Origin of the sequence: Epilithonimonas mollis, from assembly GCF_900142325.1 — a bacterium.
GTDB classification, from domain to species: Bacteria; Bacteroidota; Bacteroidia; order Flavobacteriales; family Weeksellaceae; genus Epilithonimonas; species Epilithonimonas mollis.
The window spans coordinates 1,166,561-1,188,096 of sequence record NZ_FRAM01000001.1 but is presented as its reverse complement, the minus strand read 5'-3'; the positions used below and the strand labels follow the sequence as shown (position 1 = coordinate 1,188,096).

The following is a 21,536-nucleotide window of genomic DNA, read 5'->3' as shown; positions in this document are numbered from 1 at the left end:
TTTTCTTAAAGGTAACAAATATAGTTTTTTTTCATAAACGGGAAAGCTAAATTGTAAAGGATGCACAAAGTTTTATCTATTTTATCATTCCTTAATTATCATTTATCTTTACGCTATGGAAATCAGAAAATCAACTCCACAAGATATTGACCAGATTATGAACTGCATCAAAGCCGCAAGACAACTAATGCGCAAAAGTGGAAATACAGTTCAGTGGACCAATGGCTACCCGTCTGAAGAACTGATGCTGGATAGCATCGAAAATGGATTCAATTATCTGATTTTTAATGAGAATGAAGTAGTCGCAACTTTTGATTTCATCATTAGTGATGACCCGAATTATTCCGTAATTGAAAACGGAAGTTGGCTGAATGATGAAAATTACGGGGTTATCCACCGTCTAGCTTCTAACGCAAAAGCAAAAGGCGTGGCGCAATTCTGCTTCGAATGGTGCTTTTCCCAATTCCCGAATATCAGAATTGATACCCACGAAACCAATATCGCAATGCAAAAAGTTCTGGAAAGACTTGGCTACGAAAAATGCGGAATTATCTACGTTGCCGATGGAACGCCGAGATTAGCATTTCAGAAAATAGAAGATAAATGATGATTGATTAGCGATATTAAAATCATTTATCAATCATCATCTGTCAATTATCAATTAATGTCCGCTTTCTCTCATAATTTTGTTCAATCTCTTCAACATCATCAATCCCAACAAGGTTGCGAAAATTAACAATCCAAAATTGACTAAAAAATAATTGGCTTTATTTTCATAATTGTACCAGGTGCTGGCAAGGATTCCGGACAATTTGTTTCCGACTGAATTTGCCAAAAAAAATCCTCCCATCATCAACGCTGTTAATCTGGCCGGAGATAATTTGGAAACAAATGACAATCCCATTGGCGAAAGGCAAAGTTCACCAATTGTAACCACACCATAACCTGCAACCAACCAAAGCGCCGAAACTTTTTCTGCGCCATTGTTTCCTGCATAAACTGCTGCAACCATTACCAGACAAGACAGACTGGTAAGAAATAATCCCAAAACAATTTTACTCGGGGTTAACGGCTCTTTTCCACGTTTTCTCAGCATTGCCCAAACACCTACTATTACTGGTGTTAAGGCAATCACCCAAAATGGATTGATGGATTGGAATAGTTCTGTGTTATAAAGGAAAACTGATTTATCTGCTTTAGCTTCCAATTCAGCCCTTCTTTCCATGGAAATGTTTCTGAAATAAATATCTTTTCCTGTTTCTTTCAAAGTTTTGCCATCGGCATCTTTTTGAGAACGGAATTGCTCATCAAAAATCGGAGTTTCTTTATCAGCATAACTTTTTTCTTCTACCAAATAAAGCGAAGCCAAAGGCTTTTCCACCGATTCAGAAACGCTTCTGTCTGTGTAATAATTTGCCCAACGTGTCAACGCGGTTCCATTTTGTTTGAAAACCGCCCAGAAAAACATACTGATTAAAAATATCGACAACAATGCACCAATCGCAGGTTTTTCCAACGGATTGGATTTGAAATAAAGCGAAACATAGAAATAAATCACAGGAACGCAAGCGAAGATAAATGCATCAGTATTGGTGCTTCCAAAGATGTTGGTTCCCAAAATCATCGTCGGTACAAACCAGCCGATTACACCGGTCACAATAGCAGGAACAAATACTTTCATCAGGATTTCAGACAATTTCGTATCGCCTTCCTGGCTTGGTTTCATTACCGCAGCATGTCTGTAATGTTTCATCCCGATGGTGAAAATTACCAATCCAAGCAACATCCCAACTCCGGCTGTAATAAACGCTTCACCCCAACCGAATTTATTCCGCATAAACGCCGCAATGATATTACAGATAAACGCACCAATGTTGATTCCCATATAGAAAATATTGTAGCCGGAATCTTTGTTGGCCTTGTAAGGTTCTTCGGAGTAGAGATTTCCTAACAGTGTGGAAATCGTCGGTTTGAAAAAACCATTTCCAATAATTATCAATGCAAGAGAACCATAAAATAAAGGCAGATCTTTGAAAATACCAACACCAATATAACCAAGCGCCATCAAGATACCACCAAGATAGATGGATTTTATATAGCCTAAAACTCTATCAGCCAGAAAGCCGCCAAGAAACGGTGTAAGATAAGTGAGTGCTATAAAGGTTCCGAAAATATCGTCAGCATCTTTATCAGGAATTCCTAATCCTCCGGCAACGCCCTGCGGTTCTATCAGATAAAGAACGAAAATGCCGAGTATCAGATAATAACCGAAACGTTCCCACATCTCGGTAAAAAACAAATAAGGTAAACCTTTTGGATGCTTAGTCTTCATAGTGTCAATTTTCACAACGTTCCCAAAAATAGGATTTTAAATTTAATTGATGTAATAAAAATAATTACAGAACTGTCTGTTTATTAAAATTAGCAGGATTTGACAAGTCAAGATGATTAATCTTTGATAGTTTTGAAATAAAAAAATGAATAAGCCGGATTTTTATAAGTCTAAATTTTTCAAAGTGTTAGTAACAATATTTTTGGTGATCACACTTATTTACATACTTCAGAATGGTTATGATTTTGGAAAATGGCTTCACGGGATAATTAACAGATAAAAACGATGATAAGAAAACTACTTTACCTTTTTGCCTTCATTTGTTCGTCGGTGATTTTTGCTCAGAACTTGATTTCGGGGAAAATCCTGGGCAAAGACAATTTGCCACTTTCCGGTGTTGAGGTTTCACTGATCAATCTATCCAGTCAGGAAACTTTGAAGGTTGCCATCACAGACAAAGAAGGAAAATTTGAATTGGATAATGTGAAGTTTGATGAAGCAAAAATTGTCATTGAACAAAATCATTACGACAAATTCACCTCAGAAATCATCAAACCTTCTGAAACCAATATTGTTCTGCCTGATATTAATTTAAAAGAATCTTCCAAAGCGATTGAAGGCGTAACGATTGTAGCCAAAAAACCTTTCGTTACACAAAAAATCGACAGGATTGTCATTAATCCCGATGCTTTGATAAGCAATGCGGGAACAACAGCCTTAGACGTTCTGGGGAAATCGCCGTCGGTTAATGTTGATTTCAATGGCATTGTCTCGCTCCGTGGAAAAAACGGCGTCCAGATTTTTATCGATGACAAGCCGACCTACCTTGCCGGGTCTGATCTGGCAGATTATCTCCGTTCGATTCCTTCATCAAACATAGAAAATATTGAAGTGATAGCCAATCCACCTGCAAAATATGATGCAGCCGGAAATGCGGGTATCATCAATATCAGGCTGAAAAAAACGTTGGCAAAAGGTTTCAACGGCGGTTTCAATTTGTCTTACGGACAGGGAAAATACATGCGGACTGTGAACAGTGCGAATTTCAATTACAGAATCCAGAAATGGAATTTCTTTACCAATCTCAGCGTTAATAAAACCGAAAGCTATCAGGATTTGACCATCACCAGAGAATATTTCAATCCTGCTGGCGAACGGACTTCGATCTTTACCCAGAATTCTTATATCACACCAAAAAACAGAACCAATGCTCTGAAAATCGGGGCTGATTTTTACGCCAATGATAAAACGACTTTTGGTATTGTTTTGAATGGTTTCGTCAATCCTTCTGAAAGGAATACTGTTAATAATGCAACAGACCAGACTAATGATCTCCAGACTATTAAAACAATCCATGCTGATATTCCGATGAATGTCAAATTCAAAAATGGCTCAGTGAACCTGAATATGACCCGGAAAATTAAAGACAAGCAAGAGTTGACCGTAAATGCGGATTATATTAATTATGATTCGAAAATCAAACAAAGTCAATTCAATACAACTTTTTATCCGAATAACCCTGTGGCAGAAAATACAAGAATCGATTCCAGATTGCCTTCCGATGTCACGATTAAAGTTTTAAAAGCGGACTACAGCGGGATTAATTTATTTGGAGGCAATTTTGACTTCGGGGCAAAATCAAGTTTTGTGAAAACTGGAAACGTTGCGGATTTCCGTGATGTGCAAAATGGTATGGAAACCCCGAATTATACGTTTTCCAACAATTTTGATTACAAAGAAGATATCCACGCTGTTTATACCAACTATGCAAAGGACTTTGAAAAAATATCGGTTCAGCTGGGTTTGAGAATGGAATATTCTGACATCAAAGGTGACAGAAACGGAAATCCTACAAAAATTGATACCACTTTTACAAAAAAATATACAAGCCTTTTCCCAACGTTTTTTATCCAGTACCGGGCAGACTCTCTACAGAATCACGTTGTGGGATTATCTCTTGGAAGAAGGATTGACAGGCCGAATTATAAGGATATGAATCCGTTCACTTATCCGATGGATAATTACACATTCTACGGTGGAAACCCGTTCTTGAGACCGACATTTTCCTATAATGCGGACTTGAATTATACTTACAAAAAGAATTACACTTTCGGATTCAATTACAGCTATATCGATGATTTGATTTCTGAGACCAATGAACAAAGAAATGGGATTTACTACAGTCGCCCAGGCAACTTTGCCAAGCAGGTTTCCTATGGTTTTTCTTTCAACGGAAATTTTGCAATTACCAAATGGTGGACACTGCAGTGTTATACGGAAATGACCCACAATTATTTCGAAAGCAAAGTGTATACGGAATATCTTAGTGATGCAAAATGGAACTGGTTCATAATGCCGACAAACCAATTCATCATCAGTAAAAAATGGAGTGCGGAATTAGCAGGTCAGTATCAAACTACGATACTTTCCGGGCAGTTTCTGATTTCACCAATCGGTTCCGTCAGAGCTGGGATTGCGACCAAAGTTTTCAAAGACCAGGGAACACTGAAGCTGAATATCTCCGATGCTTTCTACACCAATCAGATTGAAGGTCAGATCCGTAATATTCAGAATGCCAGAGCCGGCTGGTTCAGTTATCTGGATTCCCGGGTGGTGACATTATCATTCTCATACCGTTTCAGCAAAGGAAATAACCTTAAAGTCAGACAATCCGGCGGGTCGGAAACGGAACAGAGCCGTGTGAAAATCTAAGTTTACATTCATATTTTAGTTTTTATTAAAACCGCAGGCCAGGATTTTTTTCTGGTCTGCATTTTTTGTGGTCGAGTTTATAAATGTATTGGAAATGTAACGTTTTGGTTTTTGATATTACTCATTCAAAAAACTAAAATGTTCAACCGGATCACTGAGGATAATTTCAGAAACATCCAATTGCCAAGACAAAGCAGTCTGGTCAATTTTTCGTCTTTCAGAGAGTTGCGAACGGATGTGTTGTTCAGAAGTTTCAGCCTGAAATTTGTTCTCGAAGGCTGTGAGCAGTACTTGATTGACGGTCATCTCTTCAAAGTTTCAAAGGGAGATTTTTTGCTCGGGAATCATTTTTCTGATGGCAAGTTATTGATCCAGAGTGATGAAGATGTCAAAGGTTTATGCATCGATATTTCGCCGGATATCATTGCCGAAGTCTCAGCCGGATTTCATTTCCCCGAATTGACCGAACAGGATTTGGATTTTGAAAAATACCTGATCTCCGAAAATTTTGTTGAAAACAAATACCATTTTTCCCAGAATATCATTGGCCAACAGCTTAGCAAAATCAGTCAGCAGATTGTCGGTCAGCAACATTACAATTTTGATTTCAGCCCCGAGTTTTATTACCGTTTGGCAGAAAATATCGTTTCAATTCATTATCCGGGATTTCTCCGGATCAAAAATTTGAAAACCGTAAAGTCACACACCAGAAAATCATTATACAGGAAAATACAAAGTGCCAGGGATTATATCGATTTGCATTTCGCAACCATTCAGAATATTGAATCCGTCGCCCGGGAATCATCAATTTCAGAATACCATTTTTACAGGCTTTTCAGGCAGATTCAGGGAGAGAGTCCTTATCAATACATCACGCAGAAAAAATTACAATTTGCGAAACAATTATTAAAAGATAAGAGCCTTTCTCTCACTGATGTTGCATTCATCTGTGGTTTTACAGATCTTTCATCATTCAGTAAAAATTTCAAAAAGCATTTTAGAATCCCGCCGGGTCAGTTTCGATAAAAAAAACATCCCTTAATTTTAAAGGATGCTTTTTGATCTTATAATTTCTACAAATTCTCCAAAATAAAATTCGTCATCTTCTCATAAAGCTGAGGCCTGGTCTGTCCGCCATAGATGCCGTGATTTTTATCCGGATAAGCCATGAATTCAAATTGTTTCTTGTTCTGAATCAAAGCCTCAGAAAACTCCATAGAATTCTGAAAATGAACGTTGTCATCAGCCGTTCCGTGGATCAAAAGGAATTTACCCTTCAGCAATTTCGCAAAAGTCGTTGGAGAATTCTGGTCATAGCCTTCAGGGTTTTCCTGTGGTGTCTGAAGGAATTTTTCTGTGTAAACCGTATCGTAATACCTCCAGTTCGTCACGGGTGCAACTGCAATCCCAAGTTTGAAAACTTCCGCACCTTTGGTCAGAGCCAGAGAACTCATATATCCGCCAAAACTCCATCCGAAAATCCCGATTCTCGATTTGTCAATATAAGACTGATTCCCGAACCATTGGGCAGCAGTTATCTGGTCTTCGGTTTCGTATTTTCCCAGTTGTTTATAAATGACTTTTTTGAATTTCGCCCCTTTGTAGCCGGTTCCGCGCCCATCTACACATGCGACAACATATCCTTTCTGGGCCAGCATTTCGAACCAGATAGCGTTTCCGCCGTCCCATGAATTGGAAACCTGCTGAGATCCCGGACCGGAATATTGGTACATAAATAATGGATATTTTTTATTCGGATCAAAGTTTTTCGGCTTGATGATCCAGGCGTTCAGCTGGTCCCCAACAGAATTTGGAATGGTAATAAATTCTTTGGTTACAAAGTTGTCTTTCTGAAGCTTAGAAAGCGCTTCATTATTGTTTTGTAATTCTTTAATTTCTTTTCCGGAAGCATCTTTCAGAACATATTTGTTTGGAGAAGCCGCTGTCGAATTGGTATTGATGAAATAATTAAATGACTTGCTGAAACTCGCCGAATTATCACCTTCAGGATAAGAAATCAAAGTCGTTTTTCCAGTGTTGATGTTCAGTTTAGAAACTACTTTGTTCAGACTTCCTTTTTCAGTCGTCTGGATGTAGGCTTCCTTAGTTTTTGGGTTGTAGCCGTAGTAATCTGTGATTTCCCAGTTACCTTTCGCAACTTGCTTTTTTAATTTTCCAGCTTGGTCATACCAGTACAATTGTCTGTAGCCATCACGCTCAGAGGCCCAAAGGAATGAGTTGTCATCCAAAAATTCCAAAGTCAGATTATCGGTTTCTATCCAGGCATTATCGGTCTCAGTGAGCAGTTTGCTCACATTTCCGGATTTGGTATCCACTTTTAGCAGATCCACGTGATTGTGGTGCCTGTTGCTGGTCGCCAGCACAATTTCGTCTTTGCCGTTCGTCTGCCAAAGCTGCGGAATGTAATAATTCTCAAAACTTCCCAAATTCAAAACGGTTGTTTTCCCGGAATTTAATTGATAAAGATTGGCCGTAACCGTCGAGTTCGTTTCACCCGCTTTTGGATATTTGTAACGCATCTCCGTCGGATAAAGTGATTTCCCATAGATAGGAATATAGATTTCCGGAACTTTGGATTCATCGAATCTTACGAAAACAATCGCGTCGCCGGCTTTGTTCCATTGGTAATAATCTGCGTGACCAAATTCCTCTTCATAAACCCAGTCGCCAAGACCATTGATGATATGATTTTTCTTCCCGTCATTCGTGATTTGAATAATTTTCCCTGATGTCAGATCCTGGTAAAACAAATTATTATCTACAATGAAAGCCACTTTGCTCCCATCCGGAGAGAATTTAGGCTCCTGAATATAGTTCCCATTATTAAGAGCAGTCACTTTATTGGACTTCAAATCCTTTATGTCAAATTTTCCCAAAAACGAATGTCTGTAAATATCCTGACTCTCTTTCTGCAATAAAATCTTAGTTTCATCCGCCGAAAAAATATATGATTCAAAACTTCCGTCTACGATGTTGCCGGATTTTTGTGACGTCTTATAGTTGTATTTGGCGACACCATCTTTCTCGATTGTGGCGTAGTTTTCACCATCATTCAGGGACGCAATTCCTGCAATCCCTTTTCCACGGTAGTAGCCGGAGTAGATTTTATCAAGTGTAATTTCTTGCGCATTAATGTTTTGTGAGAAAACTGTCGTCATCATTACAACAGGAAAAAGAATTTTCTTCATTTTTAAAATTTTAATGACGTAAATATAATAAAGATTAATTGTTTTAAGCAGAGTCAATCTAATGTTATCTGTAACAGTCGACCTTACTCTTGTAACAGTCTACATAACTCCTGTAACACTCAACTTAACTCCTGTAATAGTCTACATAACTCGTGTAATACTCTACTTAATTCGTGTAACACTAAACTTAACTCCTGTAACAGTCTACATAACTACATTGATTCTCTACCTAAGACCTTTAACAGTCTACTGAAGATGTTGGATGACATATTGAATCCCTGACAACCATCAACTAACAACCATCAACTAACAACCATCAACTAACAACTATCAACCAAAAATCCCTATCTTTGCGCCATTATTTTTCTCACTTAAAACGTTTATAGCATGCAACTGTACAACACCTTAAGCGCAGAAGAAAGAGCTCAGCTAATTGATGAAGCTGGTAAGGAACGCCTTACACTGTCTTTCTATGCGTACGCCAAAATTGAAGACCCAAAAAAATTTCGCGATGACCTTTTTATAGCCTGGAACGCCCTGGATGCGCTTGGCCGGATTTATGTAGCCCATGAAGGGATTAATGCCCAGATGAGTGTTCCAGCCGATAACTTTGAGGCGTTTCGTGATACGCTGGAAGTGTATGATTTTATGAAAGGTATCCGCCTGAATGTCGCTGTAGAGCAGGATAATCACTCATTTTTAAAGTTAACTATCAAAGTCAGAAACAAAATCGTTGCAGATGGTCTGAATGACGAAACTTTTGATGTGACCAATAAAGGCATTCATTTGGGAGCACGCGATTTCAATTCTATGCTGGAAGATCCCAATACGATTGTCGTGGATTTCAGAAACCATTACGAAAGTGAAGTCGGACATTTTGAAGGTGCAATTACACCCGATGTGGAGAATTTCCGTGAAAGTTTGCCGATTATCAATGAGCAATTGCAGGATTTCAAAGAAGACAAAAACCTGTTGATGTATTGCACTGGTGGTATCCGTTGCGAGAAAGCAAGTGCTTATTTCAAACATCAGGGTTTCAAAAATGTTTACCAGTTAGAAGGCGGTATTATTGAATATACACGCCAAATCAAAGAGGAGAATATAGAAAGCAAGTTCATTGGAAAGAATTTTGTGTTTGACCATCGCTTGGGCGAAAGAATTACGGACGATATTATTTCTCAGTGTCATCAATGTGGAAAACCTTGTGATAATCACACCAATTGTGCCAATGATGCCTGCCATTTATTGTTCATCCAGTGTGATGATTGTAAAACAGCGATGGAAAATACCTGCTCGTCAGAGTGTCTGGAGATTTACCATTTGCCGCAAGCTGAACAATTAAAACTTAGAAAAGGTTTGCAGGTCGGAAACAAAGTCTTCAGAAAAGGAAAATCTGAAGCCTTAACCTTTAAAAAATCAGGCGATTTGACCGTTAAGCCTTTGGCAAAAGTAGAAACAAAAGACATTCGTCAAAAAATAAAAATAAAGAAAACCTTCATTGCAAAAGGCGAACATTACTATTCTAAATCAAAGATCGGACAGTTTCTGATTGAAAATAAAGAACTATCGGTGGGTGATAAAGTTCTGATTTCCGGACCAACAACTGGAGAACAGGAGTTTTTGATCAAAGAACTTTTTGTCAATGGAAGTCCTTCCGGAACGGCAAAAGCTGGAGATCATGTTACTTTCGGACTTCCGTTCAGAGTGAGACTGTCGGATAAATTATATAAAATTCTGGAAGATTAACATGAAGAATAGCGGAAAAATAGAACTAATGGCACCTGCCGGTGATTTTACATCAATGCAGGCAGCATTGGACAACGGCGCGGATTCCATTTATTTTGGGATAGAACAGCTTAATATGCGCGCCAGAGCTTCCATGAATTTTACAATGGATGATCTCCCGGAAATTAGCAGACGTTGCAGAGAGAAAGGCGTCAGAACCTATCTCACGCTCAATACAATTATTTATGACCACGATCTTTCTATCATAAAAACACTTCTTGATAAAGCAAAACAAGCCAATCTGACTGCGGTGATTGCAATGGATCAGGCCGTGATTTCTTATGCCAGACAGATCGGGATGGAAGTTCATATCTCGACCCAGATCAACATCACCAATATTGAAACGGTAAAGTTCTACGCTCTTTTTGCAGACACCATGGTGATGAGTCGCGAGCTGAGCCTGACGCAGATCAGAAAAATCTGTGATCAGATCGTCAAAGATCAGGTGAAAGGTCCGTCCGGAAACCTGGTGGAGGTTGAGATTTTTGGTCACGGTGCGCTTTGTATGGCTGTTTCTGGCAAATGTTACCTTAGCTTACATTCATCTAATTCTTCAGCGAATCGAGGTGCCTGCAAGCAAAACTGCAGAAAGAAATATACGGTGATTGATCAGGAAACCGGATTTGAAATCGAGTTGGATAATGAATATATGATGTCTCCAAAAGATCTTTGTACCATTGGTTTTCTGGATCAGGTTGTGGAAACTGGTGTGAAAGTTCTCAAAATAGAAGGTCGAGGACGTGCACCTGAATATGTTGCTACAGTGGTAAAGACTTACAGAGAAGCGATCGATTCGGTCACAGATGGCACATTTTCGAAAGAAAAGGTATCGGTATGGATGTCCCAGCTGGAAACCGTTTACAACAGAGGTTTCTGGGCTGGTTATTATTTGGGTCAGGAATTAGGCGAATGGTCGGATAATTCCGGATCCAGTGCTACTCAGAAAAAGGTTTACGTTGGAAAAGGGCGTCATTTCTATCCTAAATCTAATATCGCCGAATTTTTAATTGAAGCTTATGATCTGTCTATTGGAGATAGAGTTCTGATCCAGGGTCCGACAACCGGCTCACAGGAAATGCTGATTGATTCTATGCAGGTCGATAAGAAAACAGGGGCTGATAAAGCAACTAAATCTGATGTCATTACCTTCAGAACAGATTTCAGAATCCGACCGTCGGATAAACTATATAAAATAGTTCAGGCTTAATTCTTTATGTTACGCTCTACAAAGAATGGTAATAGTAACGCTTCAAAGGGAAAAATGCATAGGCTGTAATTATTGTGCGGAATTTGCGCCGGAGTTTTTCAGAATGTCTAAAAAAGACGGTAAATCAGTTTTATTAAAAGCTATCGATAAGAAAGGTTTCCATACTATTAAAACCCCACTCCACGATGCCTTTGAACCTTGTGAAAAGGCAGCAAAAGCCTGTCCGGTCAATATTATTTCAGTTAAAGAAATTTAAAATGAATATTAGTCTCACAAAAAATGAACTTAGAGCTATTTATAAAGCAAAACGAATGGCTTTGTCCAGGGATCAGGTAGACGCTTTATCAGAAAAGTTGTTGAAAAACTTTGTTTTACAATTTAATATTATTGAAAATCAATGCATTAATGTTTTTTTGCCAATTGAGAGACTCAATGAGGTCAATACCAAAATATTTATTGATTACTTTTTTGACAAAAAAGTTCGTGTTTTTGTTCCGAAAATTCAAGATGGAAAAATGATTTCTATAGAGATTTTTCCTGATTCTGAATTTCAAATTAATAGGTGGGGAATTAAAGAACCTTTTTGTGATAATAATGTAAATGTTGAATTAGATTATGTTTTGACGCCATTATTATATTGTGACAGATTCGGAAACAGAGTAGGATATGGTAAAGGTTTCTATGATTCCTTTTTTTCTGGAGATTTAATAATCCACAAAAAAATTGGACTTAATTTCTATTCTCCAATTGAGGATGTTGCTGATATTTTTGAGAATGATGTGTGTTTAGATGGATTGATTACCCCATCAGGATTTGTAAATTTTAATATTAAATAGTTAGAAATCAGTATCATTTATTTGTAAAATGGTTTACAAAACCTTTACAAGCTGTTTTTAAATGATTTTTGTCAGACCGTCCTACATTTGTATTGTAATTATGACGCAATAATTAAGAAAAACAAATCAATAATAATAATTAATTAAATTTTAGAACAATGAAAAAGTCATTATTTGTAGCTGCTATCGCTGCTATTGCTCTTGTAGCTTGTAAAAAAACTGATAACGTAGAAGCTGCTGCTGTTGATTCAGTAGACGCTACAGCGGATTCTGCTGTTGCTGCTATCGATTCTACTGCTACTGCTACTGTTGATTCAGTAAAAGCTACTGCTGATTCTGCTAAAGCTGAAGTAAAAGCTGACGAGAAAGCTGCTAAAGAAGAAATCAAAAAATAATTAGATTCTAAATCTGATTAAAACAAAACCCGCTAATTAGCGGGTTTTGTTGTTTTTATACTGTCAGATTCTTTTTGATAAAACTTGGTGAAATAGAATTTAAATTCTTTCTTGAATTTTACGGGTGAAGCTTTTAACAGATATTGCGCTTTTCTGTTAACCGTAGTAATGTAAGCTTTTTTGTTGTCGTAATATTCTACATCGAATGTTGCAAAATCCAGAGTGTCTTTTTTGTAAATCGATTTGGATGTCGTGAGATTGTTGACTTTAGCAAACTTCACTTTCAGGCTGTCCATTTCCTTAAGCAATGGCTTAAGGTTATTAGAGTCCTTGGACAAAAAATGAGCTTGCATCTGTGTGTATATCACAGAATCTATTTCCGTATCCTTATTTCCTGAAGTATAAAGTGTTGACAGATCCAATAGATCCTGAACTTTCTGCGAAGTAATAACATTAATAGCCTGGACACTATCCAGTTTAGTTTTTGAATAAGTTACTCTGTTATTAGCATTTCTGAGAGTTTCCAGAGAGTTATCATTACCGTCGTATTTTTTATCACACGAAATTATTCCTGTAATAGTTAACATAAGGCATAAGATCCACCAATAGATTTTATTTTGTGTTTTCATCATCAGTGATTTTGAATTTGATCATTACAATTTTTCCGTTTTTCATTTGAGAATCAATCACTTCCAGATTTTCCAATGAGGTTGTAGGAAGCGTAACCAGCGAGATGTATTTTTGCTTATCCATTGTCTCTATTCCATAGATATCACTGTCTACAACTTGATAGATAAGTGCTTTGTCGCTTATCAGGCGGTTAAGTTGTTCAGTCTTTTTCTTAAAATCCTTGATTGATTTTGAATAATAGAATAACTGAATAGCATAATCATTTGGCTTCAATTCTATATTTTCAGACTCAGGAGCATTTGTAAGATCTCTTATTACCTCATCTGTTTTATAGAAAGGCGAAGAGATAATCATTTTGAGTTTTTTGCTTTTCGTTTCGTAAACGAAAGGTGAATTTGGTTTTACCTTGAATAAAATAGGAGATTCATTTTCTCTGATGATTTTTACATCCAGCTCGCCTTTAATAGAAGAGTTTCTGTCTGCGTCTGTAAAAGCATAAGTGTATTTTTTATAGAAAAGATTATCGTAAAATACCAGAATCAGAACCACAGCAAATAAAAAAGCTGATATGCCAAGCCAAAGGTATCTTTTAAGAAAATTCTGCTCTGGATTATTAAAATTGATGTTTCTGTTGATCTCATCAAAAGCCTGGTTGTCAACAGATAGAGGAGGTGTTTCAATAACTCTGACCGGTGATTGTTCCGTTTTATTTATATCATTTGCTTTTTCAGCCGATGTTTCTGCCTGTGCCGAAGGATTTGAATTTTCACTATCGGTAGAAATCGGATTTTTCTTTTTGAAATCAAACCAGGAACTGTAACCTGCATAAACTGACAATAGATTAAGCATGTCAATTCTGGGTGTTTTTTCCTGAGAATTATTCTTAAAATAAGTGTAAAAAGTTTTTTCACTAATATTTCCTTTCGCTTTTTGTCTCAGATCTTCCTGGAAATAAATAATGTCAATACCTTTCCATTTCGAAATATCATTATAAGATGGGGAATGTGTTTCAAGATATTTATCCTGAACAGCCTTTTTTAAGGATTGAAAATGTGAAAATTCTATATCGCTCAAAATTGTTTTTATTCTTAATTTGTTGATTTACAGTTGTTCTTATTTGTAAATCTTGTTTTACAAATATATTACAATTAATTTTCAAATACAAGATTTATTTATTGTCATAATTTTGACCCGTTCAAAAGTGAACAATTTATTACTAACAATTTAATTTAATTATTATGAAAAAATCATTATTCGTAGCTGCTATCGCTGCTGTTGCTCTTGTAGCTTGTAAAAAAACTGAAACTGTAGATACTGCTGCTGCTGATTCTGCTGTTGCTACTGCTGATTCTGCTGTTGCTGTTGTAGACTCTACTGCTACTGCTGCTGTTGATTCTGTAAAAGCTACTGCTGATTCTGCTAAAACTGAGGTTAAAGCTGAAGCTAAAAAAGTAGAAGAAGCTGCTAAAAAATAATCTTAACCAAGTTAAGAACTTAAAACCGTTTCTTTCGAGAAGCGGTTTTTTTATTTCTCTAATTTCTGCCTAAGAATTTCGTAACATGTGATTGCTGCTGCATTACTCAGATTTAGAGAGTCAATGCTTCCAGCCATTGGGATTAAAACATTTTCTCCTTTATCTTTCCAAAAGTCACTTAGACCGGAATGTTCTGTTCCGAATAAAACTGCCGATTTTTCTTTTAGATTTTTTGTCTGAATATTTTTGGCATCACCACTCATAAATGTTGTGAAGATAGCATATTCATAAACTTTTAAAAATTTCAGAGTTTCTTCATTGGAAGCCTGAAAGATATTCATCCCGAAAAGACAACCAACACTGGAACGAATAACATTCGGATTGTAAAAATCGGTTCTTGGGTCGGTCACAATCAAAGCGTTGATCCCAAAAGCTTCGCAACTTCTCAGAATTGCGCCGAGGTTTCCGGGCTTTTCTACACTTTCCAAAATGATAATGGAAGAATCTTTTTTCGGACTGAAATCTTCTAGTGTTCTTTCTTCCAATTTATAAATCCCGATAATTCCTTCGGTTGTTCCACGATAAGCAATTTTTTCATACAGCTTTTCTGAAACGTAATGGATTTTAGAATCGGGTAATTTGCCTTTGAAAATAGATTCGCAGATGTAAAATTCTTCGGGTTGGTTGCCAAAATGCATTGCTCTTTCGTTTTCCTGCTGACCTTCTACGATGAAAACACCGGCTTTTCTTCTGTCCTGGTTCTTGGTCATTAGTCGGGTCAGTTTTTTGATTTTTTCGTTTTGAAGGCTTTCTATGAGCATTTAAAGAATTTTTGCAAAGGTAATAAATTGTAAAAGTTTAACTTCCATCTTCTGACAACTGTCTTCCAACAAAAAATATATATCTTTGTTTTATGATTTTACGAGGAGAAAATTTAATCAAAGAATACGGACCGAAAAAGGTGGTAAAAGGCGTTTCATTGGAGGTTCAGCAAGGCGAAATCGTCGGGCTTTTGGGACCAAACGGAGCGGGAAAGACGACGTCATTTTATATGATTGTCGGATTGGTGAAGCCGACTTTGGGCAATGTTTTCCTGGATGACCAAAATATCACGAAAGATGCGATGTACAAACGCGCGCAGAATGGAATTGGTTATCTCGCGCAGGAAGCTTCGGTTTTCAGAAAACTGTCTGTAGAAGATAATATTTTGGGCGTTTTGCAATTGACGAAACTGTCCAAAAAAGAACAACAGAAAAAATGTGATGAATTGATTGAAGAGTTCCATTTGGAACACGTTCGTAAAAATCGTGGTGATTTGCTTTCCGGAGGTGAAAGACGAAGAACAGAAATTGCACGTTGTCTCGCAACAAGTCCGAATTTTATTCTTCTGGATGAACCTTTTGCGGGTGTTGATCCAATTGCGGTGGAGGATATTCAAAAAATCGTGAGGTCTCTGGTGGAGAAAAATATCGGAATTCTGATTACCGACCACAATGTTCAGCAGACTTTGGCGATTACCAATAAAACTTATATTATGTTCGAAGGGAAAATTCTGAAAGAAGGTCTGCCAGAGGATTTGGCAAATGACCCGGATGTTAGGAAAGCCTATCTTGGAGAGAATTTTAGGTTTGAGAAGTTTTAGATTTTATCGCAAAGACGAAAAATTTCAATAATTAAAATATATAAGTCGCAAATGAAAACTTTGCGACTTTTTTATTTCTCAAATCATCGTATTAAAACGTATAAAACAATTTTTTATTGCATTTGAATTCTTAATAAATGTAATAATGTTTTGTATAATAAATGTTAATATGTGTCGTTAGATGTATAAGTGTTATTTTATAGGTAATAATATTGGCTATAATTTAATCTTAATCTTGTCTTTATTAACAACTAAAACTGGAAAACATGAAAATTTTAAAAAATGCATTAATTGTTTTATTATCAATCTTTTTATTTCTTTTTGAATCTTGTAACAGAAATGAATTAACAGAAGAAACCCTACCTGTTACCTCTTCTAAAAACTTTTATATTACTGGAGCGGAAAATAATAAGGCCTATTATTGGAAAAATGGCGAAAAAATTATTTTGGCAGAAGGAGATGGTTGTTATGCTTCAAATATCTTGATTAATAACAATAGAGTTTATGTCTTAGGAGGTTTGATTTCGGAATATGGTTCGAGTGAGTATAACACTAATAAATACCTCTGGATTGATGGAGTTAAACATAATCTTGCAGAATTATTAAACCTGTCTGCAAGTAATCCGAATAGCTCAGAATATTCTGTTCAAGGAATGGCAATTAACAAAAATGGAAATATCGTTTTTCACGGTTGGACGAAGAATCCCAACCCAACATCTGATAATGATCGTATCCAAGCTTGTTATTGGGAAAATGGAGAAAAAAAAGGAGTTATTAATTGCAATGATATGGTAAGATTTTACTTTGATCCAGCCAATGGAGATGTTTACACAAGTGTAAGAAGTAGTTTAATATCCAATGCAGGTACTAATGAATACGGTTGGTATATTTCTTATTATAAGAACGGACTATTAATTTCGAAAGATAAAAATGTAATAACACAATATTTTTATTCGGATAATACAGGGGTCAATGTTTTTTATAAGTATTATGATAATACTGGAAATAATAATTATAAATTATATCAAAAGAATCTGGGAACAGAAATATCTTCTATTCTTCCAGATGTTGTTAACCAAAATCTAATAAATAAATTTTTTGTTGAAGGGAATAACAAATATTTTATAGGTGATGATTTCTACATCAAGAATAATGTGTTATTAACACTTGACAGTTCAGACGGATTTAATAAAATTGGATCATTTCAAGTTGTAGACAACAATATTTATTCTATTAGAAATCATAGTAATAATCTTTCAGCTAAATTTTTCATCAATAACTTAGAAAAGCAATCTATTTTGCTAACACCTATTCATAGTGGAAATGCCTCTGGATTTACAAGTTTATATATATCAGATAAATAAATTTTATAATCTACTGAGTAAAGAAAATAAAAAATCTTGCCGTCGGCAAGATTTTTTATTATGTAAAACACTCCTGACAAACTATTGTCACAACTGCGTCATAAATTTGTATCAAATAAAACAAACTATTATGAACGCAAACGCAAAAGTCCTGGATTCCCAACAACTTTTAATCCATTGGCAAGGCCACAGAAATCTGACCAGAAGAGTCATAGAAGCTTTTCCAGAAAAAGATTTATTCGAGTTTTCAATTGGCGGAATGAGACCATTTTCAAAATTGGTTCTGGAAATGATCGCTATCGCCGGACCGGCTTTAAAATCGATTGTTGATGGAACAATTACTGAATTTGATGAATCCTTCAATCCAACGACCAAAGTCGAAATCCTGAAAAAATGGGACGAAGAAACAGAAGTTATCAACGAATATTTTTCCCAGATTTCAGAAGAGCGTTTTCAGGAAATGTTCAATCTTTTTGGCCAATATGAGTTTCCAATTTATCAGAATGTTCTTTATTTTATTGATAATGAGATTCATCACAGAGGTCAGGGTTATGTTTACCTGAGAGCTTTGGGAATCGAACCACCGTTTTTCTGGGAAAGAGAAAGGTAGAGAAAAAACTTAAAAAGTCTTTGACTCCGCTCAGACTGACAATGTTTAATATTAAGAGTAGTATTAGAGATGTCACACTGAGCGGAGTCGAAGTATTTTGTAGTCTTACTTCAGTTTTTTAGAAATATTAGAAATCAAATTATTCATAATCACTTTCAGATTTTCAGGTTCGATAATTTCTGCATAATCCAAAAATGTAATTAGCCAGCGCGGAAAACCTTCATCAATCCATTCTGTTTCGAAGGTTAAAAGCATTCCGTTCTCGGTTTCTTCTTCGGCAGTCAAGCCGTAATATATTTTGGAATTCACAAGATGCGGCATTATTTTCTTCTCCACCAAGAGTTTCACTTCCACTTTTTTGTCCTCTGATTTTTTTCTGTAATCTGCGATGTTTCCATAATTCTGCAAAAATAGATTCTGGGTTTTCTCGATTTTTAAAATCCTGTCAATCCTGAATTGTCGGAAATCCTTTCGCATCGTACAAAACGCCATCATATACCAATAATTGATTTCGTAGAAAATTCCAACTGCTTCGATGATTCTTTCGCTTGGTTCGTCTTTTACATTTTGATAACTGATTTTCAACTGTTTTTTTTCGGCAATACTTTCCAGGATTGTTGGAATAATATTTTTGACTGCATCCGGTTTTTCAGGTCTTTGAGTGTATACATCAATTTGATTCTCGATATTCTGAACCATATTTTTCTCCGAATTCCTGATGACCGCTTTCACTTTTTCCATCGCAGAATTGTAGTGAGAATCGAGACTTTCGTGAGAAAATTTCTGCATCAGTTTTTCGGCCGTGATGAAACTTAAAACCTCTTCTTTCGTAAACATCACAGGCGGAAGTTTGTAACCATCCACCAAAGAATAGCCAGAACCAGCTTCCCCAAAAATCGGAATTCCCGCATTTTCCAAAGTCTTGATATCTCGGTAAATCGTTCTGATGCTGACATCAAATTTCTCTGCCAAATCCTGAGCTCGAACAATAGATTTAGTTTGCAATTGCGTCAAAATCGATGTAACCCGGTCGATTTTTTTTATGTAATGGTCTTCATTCATTTGTTAATTCAATAAAATATCAATAGAAATGGGCTTCAGTCCATTTTAAAAAGGAGAATATAAATTGGCTTTAGCCAAAAATTAGCTTAAATTTAGGCTAAAGCCAAATGAAAGTCAAATTATTACCATCGGGCTAAAGCCCGACGCAATTGATAAAAAATTAGAAAACGTTAATTCTCATCCTTGTAAGTTTTCACCAATCTATCAAGATTCAGACTTCTGGCGGAAGCATCAAAAATCTCTCGGTAAGTTCCTGCTTTTTCATACAATTCTTCGTGCGTTCCATTTTCTACAACTTCGCCTTTTTTCATCACATAAATCATATCTGAATCCAAAATCTGCGACAAAGAATGCGAAATGATAATCACCGTTCTGTTTTTCTTAATCGCGTCCAAAGAATTTTTAATTTGTTCGGTGGCAATCGCATCCAAACTTGCTGTTGGTTCATCCAGGAAAATAATCGGTGGATTTTTCAAGAACAATCGTGCAATCGCAATCCGCTGTTGCTGTCCGCCGGAAAGTTGCGTGGCGTCGTGGTTGTAACCATCCGGCAAATCCATAATCTGCTCGTGAAGATAAGCTTTAGTTGCCGATTCTTTGATTTGGTCAAGACTTGCTTCCAGGTTTCCGTAGCGGATGTTATCTTCAATACTTCCTTTGAAAATATGATTTTTCTGAAGCACCAAACCGAGGTCATCACGCAGATAATCATTATCAAAATCATTCAGATTATTGCCGTCCAAAAGAATTTCTCCAGAATCTGGCTCATAAAATTTACAAAGCAAATTGATAATTGTTGATTTTCCTGCACCACTCAATCCGACCAGCGCAGTTGTTTTCCCGTTTTCGATTTTAAGAGAGACATTTTTCAACGCTTTCATTCCGTTAGGATAAGTAAAATCCACATTTTTGATTTCGAAGTTGCCTTGTATTGGAATGTCGTCGATTGTTCCATTTGGTTCGGTTTCATCATCGTCATTCAGGATTTCAAAATAACCTTCGGCATAAATAAAGGCATCATTCATATCATCATAAATCCTGTGAAGCTGACGAATCGGTGCAGAAACATTGTTGAACAACATAATGTGAAGCATAATCGCACCAATTGTCATTTGCTGGTCGAGAACCAGATAAACTGTTAAAAGGATAATCAAAACAACACCAAATTGCTCAATAAATGTTTTCAAACCATCGAAAATAAAACTCGTTCGGCGCGTGTACAACTGACTTTCCATCAAATGCATCTGAAGATTGTACTGCTTTCTGCCTTCAAATTTTTCCCGCACAAAACTCTTGATAACCATTATGGAATTGATGAGATTCAGAAGTCCGGACGTTTTTTGCTCGCGTTGATTTCGTAAAGTTCGTCTAACATTTCCTAGCTTTTTGGCTTGTCTCGAGGTTACATAAAAGTAAATCGGAATCACAATAGTGGAAACCAAACCGACATAAACATTTTGCATATACATCACAACCAGTGCGATAATCGCTGTTGAAAATAAGGGCAGAATATCGATGAAAAAATTCTGAACCAATTTTGTCAAGCTCTCAATTCCTCTGTCGATGCGGATTTGGAGTTTACCGGATTCGTGGCGGTCGTCATTATAATAAGCAATTCTGTAGGTTAAGATTTTATCAATCGCCGCCTGCGCCAACTCAGAACTGACATTGATTCTGATTTTTTCGCCATAAAATTTCTGTCCAAACTGAATAAAAATATTCGCCAATTCCTTTCCCAAAAGTATAATCGAAATCAAAATCAAAACGTGTATTCCTTCCGACATCGGATGAGGAAGCTGAGTTAGTTTTGTCACCTCGTCCACTGTATATTTCAAAACCAACGGATTGACCTGAGCGAATAGTGCGCCGATAAAGGTCAAAGCCAAAGTGCCGAAAACCATCCATTTGTAAGGTTTTATGAAGCTTTTAAGTTGATTGAAAATGTGAATGAGATTGGTGGTTTTCTGAAAAGGTTTTTTCATCTTAGAAAGTTAAGGATAAATTTAAAATACCTGTTGTGCATTTATAAAAAATGAATTTTGTAGTTAATAATCAATGCTTTAGGTTTAACGCTTCGACTCCGCTCAGCGTGACAGTGCTACAATTCAACGTTTAGTATTAGAGATGTCAGTCTGAGCGAGTTGAAGAATTTTGTATAATGTTTAAAATCAATAACTTATATAATGTTCCTAAATGTACAACAGGTTTAAAATACATAGAAATTACACTTAAGTTTTATTTTTAATTAACCACAAAAGTCACATAAGAACATTTTAG

General features: G+C 36.4%; 19 protein-coding genes. 12 read left to right on the top strand and 7 right to left on the bottom strand.

The window, feature by feature from the left end; translation table 11 throughout:
- The first annotated feature begins 115 nt into the window (after nucleotides 1-115).
- Nucleotides 116-607, top strand: a complete 492-nt coding sequence (locus BUA97_RS05250) for a GNAT family N-acetyltransferase (RefSeq protein WP_072996766.1) — start codon at nucleotides 116-118, stop codon at nucleotides 605-607.
- 54 nt (nucleotides 608-661) lie between these two features.
- On the opposite strand, the gene BUA97_RS05245 is transcribed toward BUA97_RS05250, so the two are convergent.
- Nucleotides 662-2,332, bottom strand: a complete 1,671-nt coding sequence (locus BUA97_RS05245; RefSeq protein ID WP_072996765.1) for a peptide MFS transporter — start codon at nucleotides 2,330-2,332, stop codon at nucleotides 662-664.
- A 285-nt stretch (nucleotides 2,333-2,617) separates the two neighbouring features.
- On the opposite strand from BUA97_RS05245, the gene BUA97_RS05240 reads away from it, so the two are divergent.
- Together BUA97_RS05240 and BUA97_RS05235 are read left to right on the top strand one after the other, a co-directional pair.
- Complete coding sequence (locus tag BUA97_RS05240; protein ID WP_084081258.1) at nucleotides 2,618-5,044, top strand: outer membrane beta-barrel family protein; 2,427 nt, start codon at nucleotides 2,618-2,620, stop codon at nucleotides 5,042-5,044.
- A 138-nt stretch (nucleotides 5,045-5,182) separates the two neighbouring features.
- Entirely contained in the window at nucleotides 5,183-6,070 is an 888-nt protein-coding gene (locus BUA97_RS05235) for a helix-turn-helix transcriptional regulator (protein WP_072996763.1), read from the top strand.
- Between the two features lie 47 nt (nucleotides 6,071-6,117).
- Here BUA97_RS05235 and BUA97_RS05230 read toward each other — a convergent pair whose 3' ends face one another.
- Nucleotides 6,118-8,253, bottom strand: coding sequence for a S9 family peptidase (locus BUA97_RS05230; protein ID WP_072996762.1), 2,136 nt, complete (start codon nucleotides 8,251-8,253; stop codon nucleotides 6,118-6,120).
- A gap of 387 nt (nucleotides 8,254-8,640) precedes the next feature.
- Between BUA97_RS05230 and trhO the strand changes: the two genes are divergently transcribed.
- The 5 genes from trhO to BUA97_RS05205 all read left to right on the top strand — a co-directional run bounded on the left by trhO (nucleotide 8,641) and on the right by BUA97_RS05205 (nucleotide 12,476).
- A complete protein-coding gene (trhO, locus tag BUA97_RS05225; RefSeq protein ID WP_072996761.1) occupies nucleotides 8,641-9,999 on the top strand; it encodes an oxygen-dependent tRNA uridine(34) hydroxylase TrhO in 1,359 nt (452 codons plus the stop codon).
- A gap of 1 nt (nucleotide 10,000) precedes the next feature.
- Entirely contained in the window at nucleotides 10,001-11,245 is a 1,245-nt protein-coding gene (locus BUA97_RS05220; protein ID WP_072996760.1) for a peptidase U32 family protein, read from the top strand.
- Between the two features lie 25 nt (nucleotides 11,246-11,270).
- Complete coding sequence (locus BUA97_RS05215) at nucleotides 11,271-11,501, top strand: ferredoxin (RefSeq protein WP_072996759.1); 231 nt, start codon at nucleotides 11,271-11,273, stop codon at nucleotides 11,499-11,501.
- A 1-nt stretch (nucleotide 11,502) separates the two neighbouring features.
- On the top strand, nucleotides 11,503-12,081 hold the full coding sequence (locus BUA97_RS05210; RefSeq protein WP_072996758.1) for a 5-formyltetrahydrofolate cyclo-ligase: 579 nt from the start codon (nucleotides 11,503-11,505) through the stop codon (nucleotides 12,079-12,081).
- 158 nt (nucleotides 12,082-12,239) lie between these two features.
- Nucleotides 12,240-12,476 (top strand): hypothetical protein, encoded by a 237-nt coding sequence (locus BUA97_RS05205; protein ID WP_072996757.1) that lies wholly within the window; start codon nucleotides 12,240-12,242, stop codon nucleotides 12,474-12,476.
- Between the two features lie 32 nt (nucleotides 12,477-12,508).
- On the opposite strand, the gene BUA97_RS05200 is transcribed toward BUA97_RS05205, so the two are convergent.
- Both BUA97_RS05200 and BUA97_RS05195 read right to left on the bottom strand, forming a co-directional pair.
- Complete coding sequence (locus tag BUA97_RS05200) at nucleotides 12,509-13,105, bottom strand: hypothetical protein (protein WP_072997214.1); 597 nt, start codon at nucleotides 13,103-13,105, stop codon at nucleotides 12,509-12,511.
- A complete protein-coding gene (locus tag BUA97_RS05195) occupies nucleotides 13,089-14,180 on the bottom strand; it encodes a hypothetical protein (protein WP_072996756.1) in 1,092 nt (363 codons plus the stop codon). Before BUA97_RS05195 ends, BUA97_RS05200 begins: the two co-directional genes overlap by 17 nt.
- 164 nt (nucleotides 14,181-14,344) lie before the next feature.
- Here BUA97_RS05195 and BUA97_RS05190 point away from each other — a divergent pair, with 164 nt between their 5' ends.
- Complete coding sequence (locus tag BUA97_RS05190; RefSeq protein ID WP_072996755.1) at nucleotides 14,345-14,581, top strand: hypothetical protein; 237 nt, start codon at nucleotides 14,345-14,347, stop codon at nucleotides 14,579-14,581.
- Between the two features lie 50 nt (nucleotides 14,582-14,631).
- On the opposite strand, the gene BUA97_RS05185 is transcribed toward BUA97_RS05190, so the two are convergent.
- On the bottom strand, nucleotides 14,632-15,402 hold the full coding sequence (locus BUA97_RS05185) for a TrmH family RNA methyltransferase (RefSeq protein ID WP_072996754.1): 771 nt from the start codon (nucleotides 15,400-15,402) through the stop codon (nucleotides 14,632-14,634).
- 92 nt (nucleotides 15,403-15,494) lie between these two features.
- Here BUA97_RS05185 and lptB point away from each other — a divergent pair, with 92 nt between their 5' ends.
- The 3 genes from lptB to BUA97_RS05170 all read left to right on the top strand — a co-directional run bounded on the left by lptB (nucleotide 15,495) and on the right by BUA97_RS05170 (nucleotide 18,197).
- Nucleotides 15,495-16,223: an LPS export ABC transporter ATP-binding protein gene (gene lptB, locus BUA97_RS05180; RefSeq protein ID WP_072996753.1), complete on the top strand. Its 729-nt coding sequence runs from the start codon at nucleotides 15,495-15,497 to the stop codon at nucleotides 16,221-16,223.
- A gap of 266 nt (nucleotides 16,224-16,489) precedes the next feature.
- Nucleotides 16,490-17,587, top strand: a complete 1,098-nt coding sequence (locus BUA97_RS05175) for a hypothetical protein (protein WP_072996752.1) — start codon at nucleotides 16,490-16,492, stop codon at nucleotides 17,585-17,587.
- 130 nt (nucleotides 17,588-17,717) lie between these two features.
- Complete coding sequence (locus BUA97_RS05170; RefSeq protein ID WP_072996751.1) at nucleotides 17,718-18,197, top strand: DinB family protein; 480 nt, start codon at nucleotides 17,718-17,720, stop codon at nucleotides 18,195-18,197.
- Between the two features lie 105 nt (nucleotides 18,198-18,302).
- On the opposite strand, the gene BUA97_RS05165 is transcribed toward BUA97_RS05170, so the two are convergent.
- Together BUA97_RS05165 and BUA97_RS05160 are read right to left on the bottom strand one after the other, a co-directional pair.
- Complete coding sequence (locus BUA97_RS05165; RefSeq protein WP_072996750.1) at nucleotides 18,303-19,259, bottom strand: helix-turn-helix transcriptional regulator; 957 nt, start codon at nucleotides 19,257-19,259, stop codon at nucleotides 18,303-18,305.
- A 170-nt stretch (nucleotides 19,260-19,429) separates the two neighbouring features.
- Nucleotides 19,430-21,160, bottom strand: a complete 1,731-nt coding sequence (locus tag BUA97_RS05160) for an ABC transporter ATP-binding protein (RefSeq protein ID WP_072997213.1) — start codon at nucleotides 21,158-21,160, stop codon at nucleotides 19,430-19,432.
- Nucleotides 21,161-21,536 lie beyond the last annotated feature (376 nt).

What these genes read in the sequence shown, in the direction of transcription:
- BUA97_RS05250 (WP_072996766.1), top strand. Translation starts at nt 116, where the DNA reads ATGGAAATCAGAAAATCAACTCCACAAGATATTGACCAGATTATGAAC.
- BUA97_RS05245 (WP_072996765.1), bottom strand. Translation starts at nt 2,332, where the DNA reads ATGAAGACTAAGCATCCAAAAGGTTTACCTTATTTGTTTTTTACCGAG.
- BUA97_RS05240 (WP_084081258.1), top strand. Translation starts at nt 2,618, where the DNA reads ATGATAAGAAAACTACTTTACCTTTTTGCCTTCATTTGTTCGTCGGTG.
- BUA97_RS05235 (WP_072996763.1), top strand. Translation starts at nt 5,183, where the DNA reads ATGTTCAACCGGATCACTGAGGATAATTTCAGAAACATCCAATTGCCA.
- BUA97_RS05230 (WP_072996762.1), bottom strand. Translation starts at nt 8,253, where the DNA reads ATGAAGAAAATTCTTTTTCCTGTTGTAATGATGACGACAGTTTTCTCA.
- trhO (WP_072996761.1), top strand. Translation starts at nt 8,641, where the DNA reads ATGCAACTGTACAACACCTTAAGCGCAGAAGAAAGAGCTCAGCTAATT.
- BUA97_RS05220 (WP_072996760.1), top strand. Translation starts at nt 10,001, where the DNA reads ATGAAGAATAGCGGAAAAATAGAACTAATGGCACCTGCCGGTGATTTT.
- BUA97_RS05215 (WP_072996759.1), top strand. Translation starts at nt 11,271, where the DNA reads ATGGTAATAGTAACGCTTCAAAGGGAAAAATGCATAGGCTGTAATTAT.
- BUA97_RS05210 (WP_072996758.1), top strand. Translation starts at nt 11,503, where the DNA reads ATGAATATTAGTCTCACAAAAAATGAACTTAGAGCTATTTATAAAGCA.
- BUA97_RS05205 (WP_072996757.1), top strand. Translation starts at nt 12,240, where the DNA reads ATGAAAAAGTCATTATTTGTAGCTGCTATCGCTGCTATTGCTCTTGTA.
- BUA97_RS05200 (WP_072997214.1), bottom strand. Translation starts at nt 13,105, where the DNA reads ATGAAAACACAAAATAAAATCTATTGGTGGATCTTATGCCTTATGTTA.
- BUA97_RS05190 (WP_072996755.1), top strand. Translation starts at nt 14,345, where the DNA reads ATGAAAAAATCATTATTCGTAGCTGCTATCGCTGCTGTTGCTCTTGTA.
- BUA97_RS05185 (WP_072996754.1), bottom strand. Translation starts at nt 15,402, where the DNA reads ATGCTCATAGAAAGCCTTCAAAACGAAAAAATCAAAAAACTGACCCGA.
- lptB (WP_072996753.1), top strand. Translation starts at nt 15,495, where the DNA reads ATGATTTTACGAGGAGAAAATTTAATCAAAGAATACGGACCGAAAAAG.
- BUA97_RS05175 (WP_072996752.1), top strand. Translation starts at nt 16,490, where the DNA reads ATGAAAATTTTAAAAAATGCATTAATTGTTTTATTATCAATCTTTTTA.
- BUA97_RS05170 (WP_072996751.1), top strand. Translation starts at nt 17,718, where the DNA reads ATGAACGCAAACGCAAAAGTCCTGGATTCCCAACAACTTTTAATCCAT.
- BUA97_RS05165 (WP_072996750.1), bottom strand. Translation starts at nt 19,259, where the DNA reads ATGAATGAAGACCATTACATAAAAAAAATCGACCGGGTTACATCGATT.
- BUA97_RS05160 (WP_072997213.1), bottom strand. Translation starts at nt 21,160, where the DNA reads ATGGTTTTCGGCACTTTGGCTTTGACCTTTATCGGCGCACTATTCGCT.